Genomic DNA, 18,010 nt, shown 5'->3' on the forward strand with positions numbered 1-18,010 from the left:
TTTTTTTATAACAGGCTATCAGGTAATCACCATCGGCCAGTCTGGTGGGGTGTGGCTCATGGCTTCAACCATTACCACTTTAATGTTTTCCCAGACGGCGGCTATATCCACCAGCGTAATACCGAGCAAACCTGTTGCGAACCAGCATGCGGCGCCTAACCCTAACAGGGTGCTAATCACAGCAAGACCTGCGTAGTCGGACTTTCGGAACTGAATGTTTAACGTGCTGGCCAGGAACATCAAAACCGCGCTCAACAACGGCCAGCGCAGGAGCACCATGCTGGTGGTAATGGTTGCCATAAAACTCATCCTCGACAAAACAGACGAACTGGAATGAAACAATGTTTCTCGTTACATAAGATGTGTGAACTATATCACATTTGCTGTTTTATTAGCCAGTATCCGCGTGAGGTAAAAGTGGGTTTATTACCAGGGAAAATATATCGTCGTCGCTCGTATCCGCGTCTGGTCGGAATTTTTATTTTTAATTCATTCAGATAGCAAAACCTTTGCAAAACACCTTCGGCTGTATAGCGTTTACAGCAGTATGTCTATGGATTATGCTTGTGTGGAACAATAAATGTACCCGCAGAAATAATTCATCGCATTGAATTAATTGCCTTTTTTGGATTTTATATTCTTTGTTTTACACTCAGCATGCTCTTTGATTTCGTGGTCTTATTCTTTTATTCAGATATGAGTTATTGCGGTTGCTCTCTCGATTAATGACCTGCGAAAAGATAATGAAAGAACAAAGACGCGAGATTATTAACGACAGCATGCAGGCGCTGCACGCCCTGGCGAAGCTGATGCCGCAACTCAACGCGCAGTGTTCGCCGGTGGAAATGCTGGAAACCATCAACAGCGCTCTGGGGGCAAATCTCTCGTGGGTCAGTGTCGAATCCGCAGACGGGCCGCGCGTGGTTTGTGCCGGCGACGTGACGTGTCACGCCTTCAACGTGGCGGATTTTCTTGCCAGCACCCTGTTGCAGCGGCATCACCGCGCCTGGCGCGTTATCTACTGGAAAGCGCATATTGGCCGGGCGGTATTTTCCCCTCAGCACCCGGGCTATGCGCGGCTGCAAAGCGGCGTCCTGTGTAAACTCTCAGCGCATGGCAGACAGTGCAGTGGTTATTTCTTTTTGGCTTTTAATGGAAAACTTACCTCGTTGCCGATACTGAAAAATATCGTGGTGGTATTGGTTGAGAAGCTAAAAGATTATTTTGATGACATCATCGTGCGGGAAAAAACGGCGCAAGAAATGCAGCGCGTCGTCACGCAATATAAAACCTTATTTGAGCGTGCGCCGGTATTAATGAACGCCTTTGACAGGCATAACCGGTGTGTATTGTGGAATGCCGAATGCGAAAAAGTCTTTGGCTGGAGTATGACTGAAATCGACGAGCACCCCGATCCACTGGCCCTGTTTTATCCGGATCCCGAGGAGCGACAGCGCGTGCAGGAGTCGGTTCGTTTCGCACCACTTAAGGATATGTACGAATGGCACCCGGTGCGTAAAGACGGGACGCAGTTAACGATTCTCTGGTCAAACATCCTTTTGCCGGATAACTCCATTCTCAATATTGGCCTGGATATCACCGAACGTAAAAAAGCAGAACAGCAGCTGACCGTCAAAGCCACCACGGACGATCTGACGGGCTGTCTGAATCGCTCGACAATCTTACAGCAGCTCAAAATGGCGCTGGCAGCCAGTTCGCCGCAGGATGTCAGTAGCCACTTCTGTCTCCTGATGTTCGATCTCGATTATTTCAAGCAGATTAACGATCGGTGGGGACATCAGGTTGGCGATGCGGCATTGATTCACTTTTGCGACCGTATTCGCGAGGTGAGCCCGGCCGGGTCAGCGCTGGGACGGGTGGGGGGCGAAGAGTTTGTTCTTCTGCTGGCGCGTACGGATGGTATGGCCGCTACGTTGCTCTCTTCTCGCCTGCGTGCCGCGCTGATCTCAAAACCGCTGCGTGTGGGCGATAAAACGCTGGTACTCTCCTTCAGCGCCGGGGTGGTTGAAGTCTGTCAGGGGCAACGAGATACTTCTGCCATACTGATGCGTGCCGATAAGGCATTATATGACGCCAAGCGTACGGGAAGAGGAAAAACGGTCCTGGCGTCTGATTATTTATAAATCAGCATAAGAACAAAGAGCAGGCTATTTCAGCCAGCGAATTTTCCACACCTGTCGCGGGTAATTATTTTCCTTATCAGAAACGAAATGAATACTTTTAGTTTGGCTTACGGGAAAATATTATCGGCATCACGAATTTTAGGATTTTTAATACCAAAAGTCAGTTGCTAACTTCCTATGATTCATGCAACGTAATCACCTGTTTATCAAAGCAGCCGGTCTTCATTGCTACAGGCGTACAACATGCAGGGATACAGAGCGGGAAATGAATCGTAGCGCGCGGCGCAAAATGCTCAAAGTGGTCGGGATTATCATGGTAGTTATGCTGCCGGTGATGCTTGCGCTATGGTTTGCCCAGCTTAGTGCAGTGTCGGAAATCAGCGCCCAGCTGCGCACGTTTGCTGAACTTGCTTTAAATAAAACTGAACGGGTTATTCAACAGGTTGACCTGGCCCGGAAAGACGCGGAAAAATATCAGGGCAAAGTGTGTACGCCGGAGCATCGTCAATATATGTTGAACGTTTCCCGCGGTCGCCTTTTTGTTGCCGATTTAATTTATGCTGATGGCCAGGACTTTCTCTGCTCGACCCTTTTTACGCCGGAGCATCCTTACATCATCCCCGCTGCCAATTACACACGTAAACCCGACGTTGCTATCTATTATTTTCGCGATACACCATTTTTTAATGGTTATAAAATGATATATATGCAGCGCGGAAATTATGTCGCAGTGGTCAACCCGCTTTCGTATAGTGAGGTGATGTCAGACGATCGTTCCCTGTCGTGGGGAGTGTATGACACCGTCAGCAATGCATTCTTTTCTGTGAGCCAGAAAGCCAATATTTCTTTATTGCATTCGATGCTTCGACATCAGGAAACGACTTTTCAGAAAGATGACCGTTTTTATACGATCGTAAAATCAGAGCAGCGGCCCATTGCGGCCATCGTTTCAACCTCCAGTGCCCGTTTTTATAAAACGCTTTATCATCAGGCTACCCTGACGCTACCGCTAGGGATAATTTGCAGCATTATTATTCTGCTGGTGTGGTCGCGTACACACCGTGAATTCAATTCGCCTGGCCGACTTCTGCACCGGGCGCTGAATAAACGCCAGCTGTGCGTCCATTATCAGCCCATTATTGATATTAAAAATAACCAGTGCGTGGGGGCAGAGGCGTTGTTGCGCTGGCCTGGATTCAACGGTCAGGTTATGAGCCCGGCGGAATTTATTCCCCTGGCAGAAAAAGAGGGGATGATTGAGCGCATTACGGATTACGTCGTGGAGGAGGTGTTCAGCGATCTGGGCCATTTTCTTGCCGCTCATCCCGATCTGTATGTCTCGATTAACCTGTCGGCGTCAGATTTCCACTCTTCACGTCTTATCGCCCTGATCTCCGACAAAGCCCGCTTTTACTCGGTTCGCGCGCAGCAGATCAAAATTGAGGTGACGGAGCGGGGGTTTATTGACGTGCCGAAAACCACGCCGGTCATTCAGGCGTTTCGTCAGGCGGGGTATGAAGTGGCGATTGATGATTTCGGAACCGGCTACTCTAACCTGCATAACCTCTATTCGCTGAACGTCGATATCCTGAAAATCGACAAATCCTTTATCGATACCTTAACCACCAACAGCACCAGCCACCTGATTGCCGAGCACATCATTGAGATGGCGCAAAGCCTGCGGCTGAAAACCATTGCGGAAGGGGTCGAGACGGGGGAGCAGGTGAGCTGGCTGCTGAAGCGTGGCGTACAGTATTGCCAGGGATGGCACTTCGCGAAAGCGATGCCGCCCCAGGCATTTATGGCCTGGCAGCAGCAACCCTTGCGTTAACACGCATTAATTGAGCTGATGGCGGTAGTCGCTCGGCGTACGGTCAAACTCGCGGCGGAAGACGCGGGAAAAGGTCTGCTGCGACACATAGCCCAGATCCATTGCGATATCAAAAATGGGCCGCTGCGTTGAGCGTAACGCCTGCGCCGCCAGCAGGAGCCTGCGCTGGCGAATGTAATCACCCAGCGTTTGATGCATTACGGTGCGGAACATTCTCTGTAAATACCATTTCGAATAGCCCGACTTTTTAGCGACCACATCAATGTTCAACGGCTGGTCGATATGTTCATCAATCCATTCAATAAGTGTCTGAATAATTTGCTGATGCGACATAAGGTTACCCCTCTGTGGAGACATCTGTCCTGGTTGATTCGTCATTTTCTCTGCGGGGGAGTATAATTCCTCAAGTTAACTTGAGGTAAAGAGGTTTTATGGAAAAGAGATTACCGCGCATCAAAGCACTGTTAACCCCCGGTGAAGTGGCTAAGCGAAGCGGTGTGGCGGTGTCGGCGCTCCACTTCTATGAAAGCAAAGGGTTAATAAAAAGTATCCGTAACGCCGGAAACCAGCGGCGCTACACGCGCGATGTGCTCCGCTACGTGGCGATTATCAAAATTGCGCAACGTATCGGCATTCCTCTGGCCACCATTGGTGACGCGTTCGGCGTATTGCCGGAAGGACACTCGCTGAGCGCGAAAGAGTGGAAGCAGCTGTCGTCCCAGTGGCGAGAAGAACTGGATCGTCGTATTCACACGCTGGTGGCCCTGCGCGATGAACTGGATGGCTGCATTGGTTGCGGGTGTTTATCACGTAGCGATTGCCCGCTGCGTAACCCGGGTGACAGGCTGGGCGAGCAGGGAACAGGGGCACGGTTGCTGGAGGAGGATTGAGAGGTGTTTGCCGGGTAAGGCGCAGCCGCCACCCGGCAACAAACATAAAGAACTAAAGCGCCACTAAGGGCGCTTTAGTTTTTTCCGGTCTTTGTCTTTCTCTCTATCCCGCTGGCTCACGGGAGGGTTTCCCCCGACATCAGTACCCCTCGTGTCGAGCTTGTGAAGGAGGTTCCGGTTTGTACTGACACTTTAATTTTATGCCCGGCCGCCGTTTTTGCCACCGGAGACGGTGAGATTTTAGCCGAATTTTTTTCGTGAAGTTGTTCAGTTTTCTATAGTTAAAAAGTATGAATCATCGGAGAACATCATGCTAACGGTCCACCACCTTAATCAGTCTCGTTCACATCGTGTCCTCTGGGCGCTGGAAGAGCTGGGTCTGACGTACGACATCGTGCGCTACCAGCGCGAAAAAACCATGCTCGCGCCAGACTCGCTCAAAAAAGTGCATCCGCTGGGAAAATCCCCGGTACTCGAAGATAACGGACTGGTTCTGGCCGAATCAGGTGCGATTCTGGAATATCTTCAGGAAACGTACGATTCGGCGTCACGATTCAAACCGTTAGATCCCGCCCATAAAGTGCAGTATCGCTTCTGGCTGCATTACGCCGAAGGGTCTTTGATGCCGCTACTGTTAATGAAGCTGGTGTTTAACAGCCTCGGCAAACCACCCGTCCCGTTTGGCCTGCGCACGCTGGGTAAGGCGCTGGGGCAGGGGGTGCAAAAAGCGTATCTCAACCGCCAGCTGGAAACGCATGCGCGCTTTATTAACGATCATCTTGCCGAAAACAGCTGGTTTGCCGGCGACACGCTGACCATGGCTGATATCCAGATGAGTTTTCCCCTCTTCGCCCTGCTGGCGAGAGGCGGCATCGACAATCTCGACCACATAGCGGCGTGGAAACAGAGAGTGGAGGCACGTCCGGGCTGGCAGACAACGCTTGCGAAAGGCGGCCCGCTGACGATCCCCGGCGAGGGATGAAATGTAACGAAATTGCGCATGGACGATAACGTTTGCGCATCCTCTGCTTAATTCTTCATCGTCATGAGGCAATTTTAGCGAAAAACGAGAAAGTTCAGTTGAAAAGGGCGGGTATTAGGCTAGATAATCGTTTGCCTTAATTTGACCACCCGTTTGTAAGCGCGGAGCTAAACGTTTGCTTTTTCTGTGACGCCCTTTCGTCGCAAACGCAACACAAGGATTTGACGTTTAGCTGGCAGTGGCGTCTCCACCTCGCTTACGGACTTCCTAAAAAACTCTCAGGGGATGTTTTCTATGTCTACGCCATCTGCGCGTACCGGCGGTTCACTTGACGCCATGTTTAAAATTTCTGCTCGCGGCAGCACCGTGCGCCAGGAAGTTGTTGCCGGTCTGACCACGTTTCTGGCGATGGTGTACTCCGTCATCGTGGTGCCGGGCATGCTCGGCAAAGCGGGCTTCCCGCCAGCGGCGGTCTTCGTTGCCACCTGCCTGGTTGCGGGTGTGGGTTCGATTGTGATGGGCCTGTGGGCGAACCTGCCTCTGGCGATCGGGTGCGCCATCTCCCTGACCGCGTTTACCGCCTTCAGCCTGGTGCTGGGCCAGCAGATCAGCGTCCCGGTAGCGCTCGGCGCCGTGTTCCTGATGGGCGTGCTGTTCACCGTAATTTCAGCAACCGGCATTCGTAGCTGGATTTTGCGCAACCTGCCGCAGGGCGTGGCGCACGGCACCGGCATCGGTATTGGTCTGTTCCTGCTGCTGATCGCTGCCAACGGCGTCGGCCTGGTCATCAAGAACCCGCTGGACGGCCTGCCGGTTGCGCTGGGTAACTTCGCGAGCTTCCCGGTGATCATGTCGCTGGTGGGTCTGGCGGTGATCATTGGCCTGGAAAAACTGAAAGTGCCGGGCGGCATTCTGCTGACCATTATCGGCGTGTCCATCGTCGGCCTGATCTTCGACCCGACCGTTCATTTCTCCGGGATTTTCGCCATGCCGTCGCTGAGCGATGACAAAGGCAACTCCCTGATTGGCAGCCTGGATATTGTGGGCGCGCTGAACCCGGTGATCCTGCCAAGCGTGCTGGCGCTGGTAATGACCGCGGTGTTTGACGCCACCGGCACCATCCGCGCGGTGGCCGGTCAGGCGAACCTGCTGGATAAAGACGGACAGATTATTGACGGCGGCAAAGCGCTGACCACCGACTCCCTGAGCAGCGTTTTCTCTGGTCTGGTGGGTGCGGCGCCTGCGGCGGTGTACATCGAGTCCGCAGCGGGTACGGCGGCGGGCGGTAAAACCGGCCTGACGGCCATCACCGTTGGCGTACTGTTTCTGCTGATCCTGTTCCTCTCTCCGCTCTCTTATCTGGTGCCAGCTTACGCGACCGCACCTGCGCTGATGTACGTTGGCCTGCTGATGCTGAGCAACGTGGCGAAAATCGACTTCGCGGATTTTGTTGATGCCATGTCCGGCCTGATCACTGCGGTATTCATCGTGCTGACCTGTAACATCGTGACCGGCATTATGATCGGCTTCGCCTCGCTGGTGATTGGGCGTCTGGTCTCCGGTGAGTGGCGCAAGCTGAACATTGGGACCGTGGTCATCGCCGTTGCGCTGGTGGCGTTCTACGCGGGCGGCTGGGCCATCTGAATTGACTTTTTATGCGAAAACGGGTGGCTAAGGCCGCCCGTTTTTATTTTCAGGACTCATCCTGTTGCCTTTTACGTTACTCTGGAGAGGATAGAATAAGAGGCACGACGCCTCAGGTTTGGCTTATAAGAAACACAGCAAACAGGGAACGCATGGAAATTTTCTTCACAATACTCATCATGACCCTTGTGGTCTCATTATCCGGGGTGGTTACACGCGTACTGCCCTTCCAGGTCCCCCTGCCCTTAATGCAAATAGCTATCGGCGCGCTGCTGGCGTGGCCGACGTTCGGTCTGCACGTGGAGTTCGATCCGGAACTGTTTCTCGTGCTGTTTATCCCGCCGCTGCTGTTTGCCGATGGCTGGAAAACGCCGACGCGCGAATTTCTGGAGCACGGGCGAGAGATCTTCGGCCTGGCGCTGGCGCTGGTGGTCGTCACCGTGGTCGGGATTGGTTTCCTGATCTACTGGGCCGTACCAGGGATCCCGCTCATCCCCGCCTTTGCGCTGGCTGCCGTGCTGTCGCCTACCGACGCCGTGGCGCTGTCCGGCATTGTGGGTGAAGGGCGCATTCCAAAGAAAATCATGGGCATTTTGCAGGGCGAGGCGCTGATGAACGACGCCTCTGGCCTGGTCGCCCTGAAGTTTGCCGTGGCGGTTGCCATGGGCACCATGGTCTTTACCGTAGGCGGCGCGACCCTGGAATTCTTCAAGGTGGCGATTGGCGGTATCCTCGCGGGCTTCGTAGTGAGCTGGCTGTACGGACGCTCGCTGCGCTTCCTTAGCCGCTGGGGTGGTGATGAACCGGCGACGCAGATCGTCCTGCTGTTCCTGCTGCCGTTCGCCTCTTACCTGATTGCCGAACATATCGGCGTGTCGGGCATTCTGGCGGCGGTAGCTGCGGGGATGACCATCACCCGCTCCGGCGTGATGCGCCGCGCACCGCTGGCGATGCGCCTGCGTGCAAACAGTACCTGGGCGATGCTCGAGTTTGTCTTTAACGGCATGGTGTTCCTGCTGTTGGGCCTGCAACTGCCGGGCATTATGGAATCCTCGCTGATTGCGGCCGAAGCGGATCCAAACGTTGAAGTCTGGATGCTATTTACCGATATCGTACTCATCTACCTTGCGCTGATGCTGGTACGTTTCGGCTGGCTGTGGACGATGAAGAAATTCAGCGTTCGCTTCCTGACCAAAAAGCCGATGGAGTTTGGCTCGTGGACCACGCGCGAGCTGCTGATTGCCTCTTTCGCGGGCGTTCGCGGGGCGATCACCCTTGCTGGTGTACTCTCCATTCCCCTGCTTCTGCCGACGGGCGACGTCTTCCCGGCGCGCTACGAGCTGGTGTTCCTGGCGGCGGGCGTGATCCTCTTCTCGCTGTTTGTCGGCGTGATTATGCTGCCGATTCTGCTGCAACATATTGACGCGGGTGACTCCTCGCAGCAGCACAAAGAAGAGCGGATTGCCCGTGCGGCGACGGCGGAAGTGGCGATTGTCGCCATCGAGAAAATGGAGGAGCGTCTGGCCGCCGATGCCGAAGAGAACATTGATAATCAGCTGCTGAAGGAAGTCAGTTCACGCGTGATTGGTAATTTGCGTCGCCGTGCTGACGGACGTAACGACGTGGAAAGTTCGTTGCAGGAAGAGAACCTCGAACGCCGTTTCCGCCTGGCGGCGCTGCGCTCCGAGCGTGCCGAGCTGTATCACCTGCGCGCGACGCGGCAGATCAGTAACGAGACGCTGCAAAAGCTGCTGCACGATCTGGACCTGCTGGAAGCGTTGTTGATAGAGAATCAGTAGCGCGCTTTGCCCCTTCACCCTAGCCCTCGCCCTATGGGGAGAGGGGTTGGGGTGAGGGGTCAGGGCACCCAAAACCCCTCACAGCATTGCAACCACGCCTGCGCGCTGTGCGACAGATAGACCCCTTCACGCCAGATCATCCCCAGCTGCCAGTGCAGGTCGCTCTCCAGCGGGATCCAGCGCAGCGTGTTTTTATCCAGCCGCTCGCAGATCGGCTGCGGCAGAATGGCAATCCCCACGCCCGCCTGTACCATCGCCGCCAGAAAATCCCACTGGCCGCTGCGCACCGCAATGCGCGGCTTTACGTTGTGCTGGTTAAACAGCGCCATCAGCTGGCGGCTTAAGGCAAAATCTTCGTTGTAAATCAGCAGAGGGTGTTCGCCGAGCAGCTCGGGTTTTACTGAGTCTATCTTCAGCCAGTCGCCGGAGCGCGGCACCAGCACGCACAGCGGGTGGCTGAACAGCGGCAGCGTCGCCAGGCCGCTTTCCTCCTCTACGGGAAGGGCCGTCATGGCCACGTCCAGTTCACCGTTCATCACCGCCTGCTGCACGGTCAGGCCGCCAAATTCAGAAATTTTTAGCTCAACGCCGGGATAGCGCTGACGAAACAGGCTTATCGGCCCGGCCATCATCATGCCGACCATCGGCGGAATACCGAGCCGCAGCAGCCCTTTTGTCAGGTGGTTGATGTCCCCAAGCTCGGCCTCCAGCTGGCGGAACTCTGCCAGAATGGCCAGCCCGCGCTCGAACACTACGCGACCGGTATCGGTCAGCAGTAGCTTGCGCCCGTCGCGGATCAGCAGCGTACAGTTCAGCTCATCTTCGAGGTTTTTCAGCATCTTGCTGATGGTCGGCTGGGTTACGAATAACTTCTCCGCTGCGCGAGTAAAACTTTGCTGGCGAACCACCTCGACAAAATAGCGCAGCGTTCTTATGTCCATGATTATTCCTCGAAACTATACCTTCGATGATTTTAATTCATTTCAGTCGATACCGTACGCTCACTATACTGGCGCCTCGTCTCATTTCTGAGGAAAACCCCCATGGCCGTGGCGTTAAGCCGTGTTACGCCTGCCGTTGTGCAACGACTTCAGGTACCGGTTCAGGTACTGCTTTACGCGGGACTGTTTGTTTTCGCGGAATATCTTGTCGACTGGCTGCATCTGCCTTTACCCGCCAACCTGGTGGGGATGGTGCTGATGCTGACGCTGATCCTCTGTCGCGCGTTGCCCCTTAACTGGGTGCGCGCCGGGGCGCGCTGGCTGCTGGCGGAGATGCTATTGTTCTTTGTGCCGGCCGTGGTGGCGGTGGTGAATTATGCACAACTGCTGATGGTCGACGGCTGGCGCATCTTTGCGGTTATCGCCCTGAGCACGCTGATGGTGCTGGGCGCCACCGCCTGGGTGGTGGATAAGGTGTATCGCTTTGAAATCAGCAGGCAGAAGCATGACTAACTTTCAGATAAGCCTGCTGTGCCTGATTGCGACAGTTGTCATCTACTTTGCCAACAAGCGCCTGTATCGCCGCTTTCGCGCGCTGCCGCTGATGCCGTTGGTCTTTACGCCGATCCTGCTGGTGCTGATGCTGGTCTTCGGCCATATCTCCTGGCAGAACTACATTGGCGAATCCCACTGGCTGCTGTGGCTGCTCGGCCCGGCGACCATCGCCTTCGCCGTACCCGTTTATGACAACCTCGCTATTATCAGACGCCACTGGATGTCGCTCAGCGCGGGCGTCGTCACCGCGACGGTGGTGGCGGTGTGCAGCTCGGTCTGGCTGGCGCGCCTGTTTACCCTGTCGGATGAAATCCAGCGCAGCCTGGCGGTGCGTTCGGTGACCACGCCGTTTGCGCTGGCAGCCGCCAAACCGCTCGGTGGCCAGCCGGATCTGGTGGCGCTGTTTGTGGTGGTGACGGGCGTCTTTGGGATGGCGGTGGGCGATATGCTGTTTCTGCGGCTTTCTATTCGGGAAGGAATGGCCAAAGGCGCGGGATTTGGCGCGGCGTCGCACGGCGCGGGCACGGCACGTTCCTATGAGCTGGGACAGCAGGAGGGCGTTGTCGCGAGCCTGGTGATGATGCTTTCGGGCGTCACGATGGTGCTGATCGCACCGCTGGTGGCGTGGGTGATGTTTTAAGCTCCCCGGCCAGAATGGCCGGGGAGAAAGGTTTAGTGCGCGCGGCCCTGCTCAACGCCAAGACCGGTTTGTGAACGAATAAACTGGGCGCGGAATTTCTCGCGCTCCAGGTTACCTTCCGGCGAATTGTCGGTAGCCGAGAAGACCCAGATACCGACAAACGCCACGGCAATGGAGAACAGCGCCGGGTATTCATACGGGAAGATAGCGCTTTCGTGACCGAGGATCTGCACCCAAATCGTTGGGCCCAGAATCATCAGGATCACCGCCGTCAGCAGCCCCAGCCAGCCGCCAATCATCGCCCCACGGGTGGTCAGTTTTGACCAGTACATTGAGAGCAGAATGATCGGGAAGTTACAGCTTGCCGCAATCGAGAAGGCCAGCCCGACCATAAAGGCGATGTTCTGCTTCTCGAACAAAATCCCCAGCAGGATGGCGACGACGCCCAGCACCAGCACGGTGATTTTGGAGACTTTTAGCTCATCGCGCTCGCTCGCGCCTTTACGGAAAACGTTGGCGTAGAGGTCATGCGAGACCGCCGACGCGCCGGCCAGCGTCAGCCCTGCAACCACCGCGAGGATGGTGGCGAAGGCCACGGCAGAGATAAAGCCAAGGAACAGGTTGCCGCCCACCGCGTCGGCCAGATGCACCGCCGCCATGTTGTTACCGCCGATAAGCGCGCCCGCCGCGTCTTTAAACGCCGGGTTCGCCCCCACAAGCATGATCGCGCCAAAGCCGATAATAAAGGTCAGGATATAGAAGTAACCCATAAACCCGGTGGCGTAGAACACGCTCTTACGCGCTTCACGCGCATCTGACACCGTGAAGAAGCGCATCAGGATATGCGGCAGACCTGCGGTACCGAACATCAGGCCGAGACCGAGCGAGAGCGCGGATATCGGATCTTTCACCAGCCCACCCGGGCTCATGATCGCTTCCCCTTTCGGATGCACTGACATGGCTTCGGTAAACAGATTATTGAAGCTGAACCCAACGTGCTTCATCACCATAAAGGCCATAAAGCTGGCGCCGAACAGCAGCAGTACCGCTTTGATGATCTGTACCCAGGTGGTGGCCAGCATGCCGCCGAACAGGACATACATCACCATCAGCACGCCCACCAGCACCACCGCGATGTGGTAGTTCAGGCCGAACAGCAGCTCGATCAGCTTACCCGCGCCCACCATCTGCGCAATCAGGTACAGCGCCACCACCACCAGCGAACCGCAGGCGGAGAGGGTACGAATCGGCCCCTGCTTCAGGCGATAGGAGGCGACGTCAGCAAAGGTATAGCGCCCCAGGTTACGCAGGCGCTCGGCAATCAGGAACAGAATGATCGGCCAGCCGACGAGGAAGCCGAGGGAGTAGATCAGGCCGTCATACCCTGAGGTATACACCAGCGCGGAGATCCCAAGGAACGAGGCGGCAGACATAAAGTCTCCCGCAATCGCCAGACCGTTCTGGAAGCCGGTAATGTTGCCGCCCGCGGTGTAGTAATCGTTACGGGAGCGCACGCGTTTCGACGCCCAGTAGGTGATATACAGCGTCAGCACCACGAAAATCAGGAACATGATAATCGCCTGCCAGTTGGTTGGCTGGCGCTGGACCTCGCCGGTAATGGCATCTGCTGCATGGGCAGCAAAGGGAAGTGTGGCGGCGAGCGCCGTCAGAATTCTCTTCATGATGCTTTTACCTCGCGCAGAACTTCTCTGTTAAGACGATCGAATTCACCGTTCGCACGCCAGACGTACACACCCGTGAGCACAAACGAAATGATGATAACGCCAATCCCAATCGGAATACCGCGCGTGACGCTGGTACCCTCATGCAGCGGGGTGCCCAGCCAGTGCGGCGCAAAGGCGATCAGCAGAATAAAGCCGACGTAGATAATTAGCATGATGATGGAAAGCAAGAAGGCAAACCGTTGCCGTTTTTCGACCAGCTCCCTGTAGTGCGCACTATTCTCTATCTGCTGACAAATATCGTTATTCATCACAGAAATCTCCAGAAGTAAGGTTGGTTTGTTTTATCCCCTCTCCCCTATGGGGAGAGGGTTAGGGTGAGGGGAGAGGGAGAAAAAAATTATGAAGGCATTGTGATGGCCTGCTTCTCTTCGAGCAGTTTGTCCACCACGCCAGGATCCGCGAGCGTTGAGGTATCACCGAGGTTACTGGTGTCGCCTGCCGCGATTTTGCGCAGGATACGGCGCATAATCTTGCCGGAACGGGTTTTCGGCAGCGAGTCGGTCCAGTGCAGCACGTCCGGCGTGGCAAGCGGGCCGATCTCTTTACGCACCCAGTTGCGCACCTCGGTATACAGCTCTGGCGACGGCTCTTCGCCGTGGTTCAGGGTGACGTAGGCGTAGATCGCCTGGCCCTTGATGTTGTGCGGAATGCCGACAACCGCCGCTTCGGCAATCTTCGGATGCGACACCAGCGCAGACTCAATCTCCGCCGTGCCCAGACGGTGGCCAGAGACGTTCAGCACGTCGTCCACGCGTCCGGTGATCCAGTAATAACCGTCTTCATCCCGGCGCGCGCCGTCGCCGCTGAAGTACATGTTTTTGAAGGTCGAGAAGTAGGTCTGCTCGAACCGCTCGTGGTCGCCGAACAGGGTACGCGCCTGGCCAGGCCAGGAATCGACGATCACCAGATTGCCCTCGGTGGCGCCTTCCTGCGGATTGCCTTCGTTATCCACTAGTGCAGGCTGTACCCCGAAGAACGGACGGGTGGCCGAACCGGCTTTCAGCTGCGTGGCGCCCGGCATCGGGGTGATCATAAAGCCGCCGGTTTCGGTCTGCCACCAGGTGTCCATCACCGGGCACTTCTCGTTGCCGATCTTCTTCCAGTACCACTCCCAGGCTTCCGGGTTGATCGGCTCGCCCACGGAGCCGAGGATGCGCAGGGAAGAGCGGTCCGTGCCTTCGATGGCTTTATCGCCTTCCGCCATTAATGCGCGGATCGCCGTTGGCGCGGTGTAGAGAATGTTGACCTGATGCTTATCAACCACCTGGCACATACGCGCCGGCGTTGGCCAGTTCGGTACGCCTTCAAACATCAGCGTCGTTGCGCCGCAGGCCAGCGGGCCGTACAGCAGGTAGCTGTGGCCGGTGACCCAGCCCACGTCGGCGGTACACCAGTAGATGTCGCCCGGATGGTAGTCGAAAACGTATTTAAAGGTGGTGGCCGCGTAAACCAGATAGCCGCCGGTAGTATGCAGCACGCCTTTCGGCTTGCCGGTGGAGCCGGAGGTATAAAGAATAAACAGCGGATCTTCCGCGTTCATCTCTTCCGGCTGATGCTGGTCGCTCGCTTTTTCAATCAGATCGCTCCACCACAGGTCACGCCCCTCGTGCCAGTCGATTTTGCCGCCCGTGCGTTTGAAGACAATGACGTTACTGATGGATTTCACGTTCGGGTTTTTCAGCGCTTCATCAACGTTTTTCTTCAGCGGAATACCGCGCCCGGCGCGCACGCCCTCGTCAGCGGTGATCACCAGCTTCGAATTCGAGTCGACAATACGCCCGGCAACCGCCTCCGGCGAGAAGCCGCCGAAGATAACGGAGTGGATCGCGCCGATGCGCGCGCAGGCCAGCATCGCCACCGCCGCTTCCGGCACCATTGGCATATAGATCGCCACTACATCGCCTTTTTTAATGCCCTGGGCCAGCAGCACGTTGGCAAAGCGGCACACGTCGCGATGCAGTTCTTTATACGAGATGTGTTTACTCTGAGAGGCATCGTCGCCTTCCCAGATGATAGCCGTTTCGTTGCCGCGTTCGGCAAGATGGCGGTCCAGGCAGTTCGCCGCCAGGTTCAGCGTGCCGTCTTCATACCATTTAATGGAGACGTTGCCCGGCGCGAAAGAGGTGTTCTTTACCTTCTGATAAGGTTTGATCCAGTCGAGGATGTGACCCTGCTCACCCCAGAACGCGTCAGGGCTGGAAACGGACTGCTGGTATTTCTCCTGGTACTGCTCCGGACTTATCAGGCAACGGTCCGCAATGTTTGCGGGAATGTCGTGTTTGTGTATTTGGCTCATGGCTTTTTTTCTCCTTGTAAGATGTTAATAATATGTCGCAAAAACGTTAATAGTAGGGGCTTTACAAGCTTTGTTTAGTATTTGGGCGACAGATCACGCAATGTCTGAAGAGTATGAAAATTGAGCGAATGAAACTTTGAAGGGAAATAATTCATCTGAAGAATTATTCACTTTTTTGAAGTGAAAATATTTTGTATAACAAACGGTTATTTATGCGAATTGCTATAAATTACCGACAATGACACTTTTTGCAGTGAAATGCCTTGTTCTTTAAGGCTTGCGCAGCATGCCGTGCAAATGATACTCATACGGCGCGTTAAAAAATCCCATAAACCAACGCAACACAATTCATACCCTTTCAGTATGTCTCCATATTCATGCAGTTTTGATGGTGCGGAGATTTCATTGAGGAAGTCAGTTTCTATGAAAAATTTGAAAGTCAGCCTGGCCTGGCAGATCCTGCTGGCCCTTGTGCTGGGCATCTTGCTGGGCAGTTACCTCCATTATCATAGCGACAGTCGCGAGTGGCTGATTGCGAACCTTCTCTCCCCTGCGGGCGATATCTTTATTCATCTGATCAAGATGATTGTTGTGCCGATTGTGATCTCGACGCTGGTGGTCGGTATCGCGGGTGTTGGTGATGCGAAACAGTTAGGCCGCATCGGCGTTAAAACCATTCTCTATTTCGAAGTGATCACTACGGTTGCCATCGTACTTGGCATCACCCTGGCGAACGTGTTCCAGCCTGGTGCCGGGATCGATATGTCGCAGCTGGCGACGGTGGATATTTCGAAATACCAAAGCACAACCGCCGATGTGCAGAGCCATTCGCATGGGTTGATGGGGACTATTCTCTCGCTGGTACCGACCAACATTATCGCGTCCATGGCGAAGGGCGAGATGCTGCCGATCATCTTCTTCTCGGTACTCTTTGGCCTGGGGCTTTCTTCCCTGCCCGCGACGCACCGTGAACCGCTGGTGACCGTGTTCCGCTCTATCTCCGAAACCATGTTCAAAGTCACCCACATGGTGATGCGTTATGCGCCAGTCGGGGTATTCGCGCTGATTGCGGTGACCGTAGCGAACTTCGGCTTTGCCTCCCTGTGGCCGCTGGCGAAGCTGGTGATTCTGGTGCACTTCGCGATTCTGTTCTTCGCGCTGGTGGTGCTGGGCATTGTGGCGCGCCTGTGCGGGCTCAGCATCTGGATCCTGATCCGCATCCTGAAGGATGAGCTGATTCTGGCGTACTCCACGGCAAGCTCCGAGAGCGTACTGCCGCGTATCATTGAGAAGATGGAGGCCTACGGTGCGCCGGCGTCCATTACCAGCTTCGTTGTACCGACCGGTTACTCCTTCAATCTGGATGGTTCAACGCTGTATCAGAGTATTGCAGCGATCTTTATCGCGCAGCTGTACGGCATTGACTTGTCGCTGTGGCAGGAAATCGTACTGGTTCTGACGCTGATGGTGACTTCAAAAGGGATCGCAGGCGTGCCGGGCGTCTCCTTCGTGGTGCTGCTGGCGACGCTGGGCAGCGTCGGTATTCCGCTGGAAGGCCTGGCGTTTATTGCCGGTGTGGACCGTATCCTCGACATGGCGCGTACCGCGCTGAACGTGGTGGGTAATGCCCTGGCGGTACTGGTAATCGCTAAGTGGGAACACAAGTTCGACCGTAAAAAAGCGCTGGCGTATGAACGCGAGGTACTGGGTCGTTTTGATAAAACGGCTGACCAGTGATGTAAAAAGCCGGGTGGCGGCTTCGTCTTACCGGGCCTACATAAGCCGTAGGCCCGGTAAGCGCAGCGCCACCGGGCAACAATTTACTCCCCGCTCAATGCATCAAACTCTTCACACCCGGTATCAAACCCTTCGGTACAGCTCAGGTTTAACCAGTAAAGCGCTTTCTGCTTATTCGGTGTGATAAAGCCTTTCTCACCCTGCCTGAACAGCATTCCTGCCCAGTACTCCGCATAGCCCGTCCGGGACAGAGCCGAACTCCGCTTGAACCACGATGCGGCCTGCACGTCATCCTGAGGAACTTCAACGCCGTTGGCATAGATCAGCCCCAGCAGCTGTTGCGCGTCTACCGCCGAGTCGCTATCGATGTCTTCGGTCGCCGATTGCAGCAGTGCGATGGCCTGCGGGTAGTCGGTTTTGCCCGCCTGCGTGTTCACCAGCACACGCGCCAGCATGATCGCGCCGCGTTTGCTGCCCGCAATGTTTGCCTGTTGGGCCAGGGCTTTAGCCTGCGCATAGTCACCCTGCGAAAAGTGGATTTGCGACAGCAGCGCCATGGCGTCGACATCACCGCCTTTTGCCGCTTTTTCCGCCCACAGCGCCGCCTGCGCGCTGTCGCCGGAACTGAACCAGGTATCGGCGAGATAATACTGCGCGCGCGCATCGCCCGCTTCAGCCTGCTTTTTATACTGGCTGCCTATCTCATCGGCATGGGCAAACGCGGTTAAAAATAACAACATCAGAAAAAGGATTTTCATGGATTCTTATCATCTGGGTACACGCCGCGCAGTATAATCGCGGCGACA

At 55.4% G+C, this 18,010-nt stretch carries 16 protein-coding genes; 9 read left to right on the plus strand and 7 right to left on the minus strand.

Annotated features, from left to right (window positions below):
• Window positions 1-18 precede the first annotated feature (18 nt).
• The gene (locus RY075_RS01665) at window positions 19-300 is read right to left on the minus strand and encodes a YjcB family protein (protein WP_003860282.1); all 282 of its coding nucleotides are present in this window, start codon (window positions 298-300) and stop codon (window positions 19-21) included.
• 443 nt (window positions 301-743) lie between these two features.
• Between RY075_RS01665 and RY075_RS01670 the strand changes: the two genes are divergently transcribed.
• Window positions 744-2,144 (plus strand): sensor domain-containing diguanylate cyclase, encoded by a 1,401-nt coding sequence (locus RY075_RS01670; protein ID WP_003860281.1) that lies wholly within the window; start codon window positions 744-746, stop codon window positions 2,142-2,144.
• Window positions 2,145-2,409: 265 nt separating this feature from the next.
• A complete protein-coding gene (locus RY075_RS01675; protein ID WP_003860279.1) occupies window positions 2,410-3,975 on the plus strand; it encodes an EAL domain-containing protein in 1,566 nt (521 codons plus the stop codon).
• Window positions 3,976-3,981: 6 nt separating this feature from the next.
• On the opposite strand, the gene soxS is transcribed toward RY075_RS01675, so the two are convergent.
• Window positions 3,982-4,308, minus strand: coding sequence for a superoxide response transcriptional regulator SoxS (soxS, locus tag RY075_RS01680; RefSeq protein WP_003860277.1), 327 nt, complete (start codon window positions 4,306-4,308; stop codon window positions 3,982-3,984).
• 98 nt (window positions 4,309-4,406) lie between these two features.
• Between soxS and soxR the strand changes: the two genes are divergently transcribed.
• The 4 genes from soxR (at window position 4,407) to RY075_RS01700 (ending at window position 9,290) form a co-directional block, all read left to right on the plus strand.
• The gene (gene soxR / locus RY075_RS01685) at window positions 4,407-4,865 is read left to right on the plus strand and encodes a redox-sensitive transcriptional activator SoxR (protein ID WP_003860275.1); all 459 of its coding nucleotides are present in this window, start codon (window positions 4,407-4,409) and stop codon (window positions 4,863-4,865) included.
• A gap of 310 nt (window positions 4,866-5,175) precedes the next feature.
• Window positions 5,176-5,847, plus strand: coding sequence for a glutathione S-transferase (locus RY075_RS01690; protein WP_003860274.1), 672 nt, complete (start codon window positions 5,176-5,178; stop codon window positions 5,845-5,847).
• A gap of 294 nt (window positions 5,848-6,141) precedes the next feature.
• Window positions 6,142-7,491, plus strand: a complete 1,350-nt coding sequence (gene ghxP / locus RY075_RS01695; RefSeq protein WP_023315228.1) for a guanine/hypoxanthine transporter GhxP — start codon at window positions 6,142-6,144, stop codon at window positions 7,489-7,491.
• A 152-nt stretch (window positions 7,492-7,643) separates the two neighbouring features.
• On the plus strand, window positions 7,644-9,290 hold the full coding sequence (locus tag RY075_RS01700) for a Na+/H+ antiporter (protein ID WP_003860270.1): 1,647 nt from the start codon (window positions 7,644-7,646) through the stop codon (window positions 9,288-9,290).
• 59 nt (window positions 9,291-9,349) lie between these two features.
• On the opposite strand, the gene RY075_RS01705 is transcribed toward RY075_RS01700, so the two are convergent.
• Window positions 9,350-10,231, minus strand: coding sequence for a LysR family transcriptional regulator (locus RY075_RS01705; RefSeq protein ID WP_003860268.1), 882 nt, complete (start codon window positions 10,229-10,231; stop codon window positions 9,350-9,352).
• 102 nt (window positions 10,232-10,333) lie between these two features.
• Between RY075_RS01705 and RY075_RS01710 the strand changes: the two genes are divergently transcribed.
• The gene (locus RY075_RS01710) at window positions 10,334-10,744 is read left to right on the plus strand and encodes a CidA/LrgA family protein (RefSeq protein WP_022650231.1); all 411 of its coding nucleotides are present in this window, start codon (window positions 10,334-10,336) and stop codon (window positions 10,742-10,744) included.
• Entirely contained in the window at window positions 10,737-11,426 is a 690-nt protein-coding gene (locus RY075_RS01715) for an LrgB family protein (RefSeq protein ID WP_022650232.1), read from the plus strand. Before RY075_RS01710 ends, RY075_RS01715 begins: the two co-directional genes overlap by 8 nt.
• A 32-nt stretch (window positions 11,427-11,458) precedes the next feature.
• Here RY075_RS01715 and actP read toward each other — a convergent pair whose 3' ends face one another.
• From actP to acs, 3 genes are all read right to left on the minus strand, one after another.
• A complete protein-coding gene (actP, locus tag RY075_RS01720; RefSeq protein WP_023324016.1) occupies window positions 11,459-13,108 on the minus strand; it encodes a cation/acetate symporter ActP in 1,650 nt (549 codons plus the stop codon).
• The gene (locus RY075_RS01725; protein WP_032608251.1) at window positions 13,105-13,419 is read right to left on the minus strand and encodes a DUF485 domain-containing protein; all 315 of its coding nucleotides are present in this window, start codon (window positions 13,417-13,419) and stop codon (window positions 13,105-13,107) included. The genes actP and RY075_RS01725 overlap by 4 nt, the downstream gene beginning before the upstream one ends.
• An 89-nt stretch (window positions 13,420-13,508) precedes the next feature.
• Complete coding sequence (gene acs / locus RY075_RS01730) at window positions 13,509-15,467, minus strand: acetate--CoA ligase (protein WP_232967744.1); 1,959 nt, start codon at window positions 15,465-15,467, stop codon at window positions 13,509-13,511.
• Between the two features lie 423 nt (window positions 15,468-15,890).
• Here acs and gltP point away from each other — a divergent pair, with 423 nt between their 5' ends.
• Window positions 15,891-17,204 (plus strand): glutamate/aspartate:proton symporter GltP, encoded by a 1,314-nt coding sequence (gene gltP / locus RY075_RS01735; RefSeq protein WP_003860256.1) that lies wholly within the window; start codon window positions 15,891-15,893, stop codon window positions 17,202-17,204.
• An 83-nt stretch (window positions 17,205-17,287) separates the two neighbouring features.
• Here the strand turns inward: gltP and RY075_RS01740 are convergent, their stop codons facing one another.
• Window positions 17,288-17,962 (minus strand): tetratricopeptide repeat protein, encoded by a 675-nt coding sequence (locus tag RY075_RS01740; RefSeq protein ID WP_003860254.1) that lies wholly within the window; start codon window positions 17,960-17,962, stop codon window positions 17,288-17,290.
• Window positions 17,963-18,010 lie beyond the last annotated feature (48 nt).

The sequence above is a fragment of the Enterobacter sp. JJBC genome, assembly GCF_036936505.1.
Classification (GTDB): domain Bacteria; phylum Pseudomonadota; class Gammaproteobacteria; order Enterobacterales; family Enterobacteriaceae; genus Enterobacter; species Enterobacter hormaechei_C.

What these genes read in the sequence shown, in the direction of transcription:
- RY075_RS01665 (WP_003860282.1), bottom strand. Translation starts at nt 300, where the DNA reads ATGGCAACCATTACCACCAGCATGGTGCTCCTGCGCTGGCCGTTGTTG.
- RY075_RS01670 (WP_003860281.1), top strand. Translation starts at nt 744, where the DNA reads ATGAAAGAACAAAGACGCGAGATTATTAACGACAGCATGCAGGCGCTG.
- RY075_RS01675 (WP_003860279.1), top strand. Translation starts at nt 2,410, where the DNA reads ATGAATCGTAGCGCGCGGCGCAAAATGCTCAAAGTGGTCGGGATTATC.
- soxS (WP_003860277.1), bottom strand. Translation starts at nt 4,308, where the DNA reads ATGTCGCATCAGCAAATTATTCAGACACTTATTGAATGGATTGATGAA.
- soxR (WP_003860275.1), top strand. Translation starts at nt 4,407, where the DNA reads ATGGAAAAGAGATTACCGCGCATCAAAGCACTGTTAACCCCCGGTGAA.
- RY075_RS01690 (WP_003860274.1), top strand. Translation starts at nt 5,176, where the DNA reads ATGCTAACGGTCCACCACCTTAATCAGTCTCGTTCACATCGTGTCCTC.
- ghxP (WP_023315228.1), top strand. Translation starts at nt 6,142, where the DNA reads ATGTCTACGCCATCTGCGCGTACCGGCGGTTCACTTGACGCCATGTTT.
- RY075_RS01700 (WP_003860270.1), top strand. Translation starts at nt 7,644, where the DNA reads ATGGAAATTTTCTTCACAATACTCATCATGACCCTTGTGGTCTCATTA.
- RY075_RS01705 (WP_003860268.1), bottom strand. Translation starts at nt 10,231, where the DNA reads ATGGACATAAGAACGCTGCGCTATTTTGTCGAGGTGGTTCGCCAGCAA.
- RY075_RS01710 (WP_022650231.1), top strand. Translation starts at nt 10,334, where the DNA reads ATGGCCGTGGCGTTAAGCCGTGTTACGCCTGCCGTTGTGCAACGACTT.
- RY075_RS01715 (WP_022650232.1), top strand. Translation starts at nt 10,737, where the DNA reads ATGACTAACTTTCAGATAAGCCTGCTGTGCCTGATTGCGACAGTTGTC.
- actP (WP_023324016.1), bottom strand. Translation starts at nt 13,108, where the DNA reads ATGAAGAGAATTCTGACGGCGCTCGCCGCCACACTTCCCTTTGCTGCC.
- RY075_RS01725 (WP_032608251.1), bottom strand. Translation starts at nt 13,419, where the DNA reads ATGAATAACGATATTTGTCAGCAGATAGAGAATAGTGCGCACTACAGG.
- acs (WP_232967744.1), bottom strand. Translation starts at nt 15,467, where the DNA reads ATGAGCCAAATACACAAACACGACATTCCCGCAAACATTGCGGACCGT.
- gltP (WP_003860256.1), top strand. Translation starts at nt 15,891, where the DNA reads ATGAAAAATTTGAAAGTCAGCCTGGCCTGGCAGATCCTGCTGGCCCTT.
- RY075_RS01740 (WP_003860254.1), bottom strand. Translation starts at nt 17,962, where the DNA reads ATGAAAATCCTTTTTCTGATGTTGTTATTTTTAACCGCGTTTGCCCAT.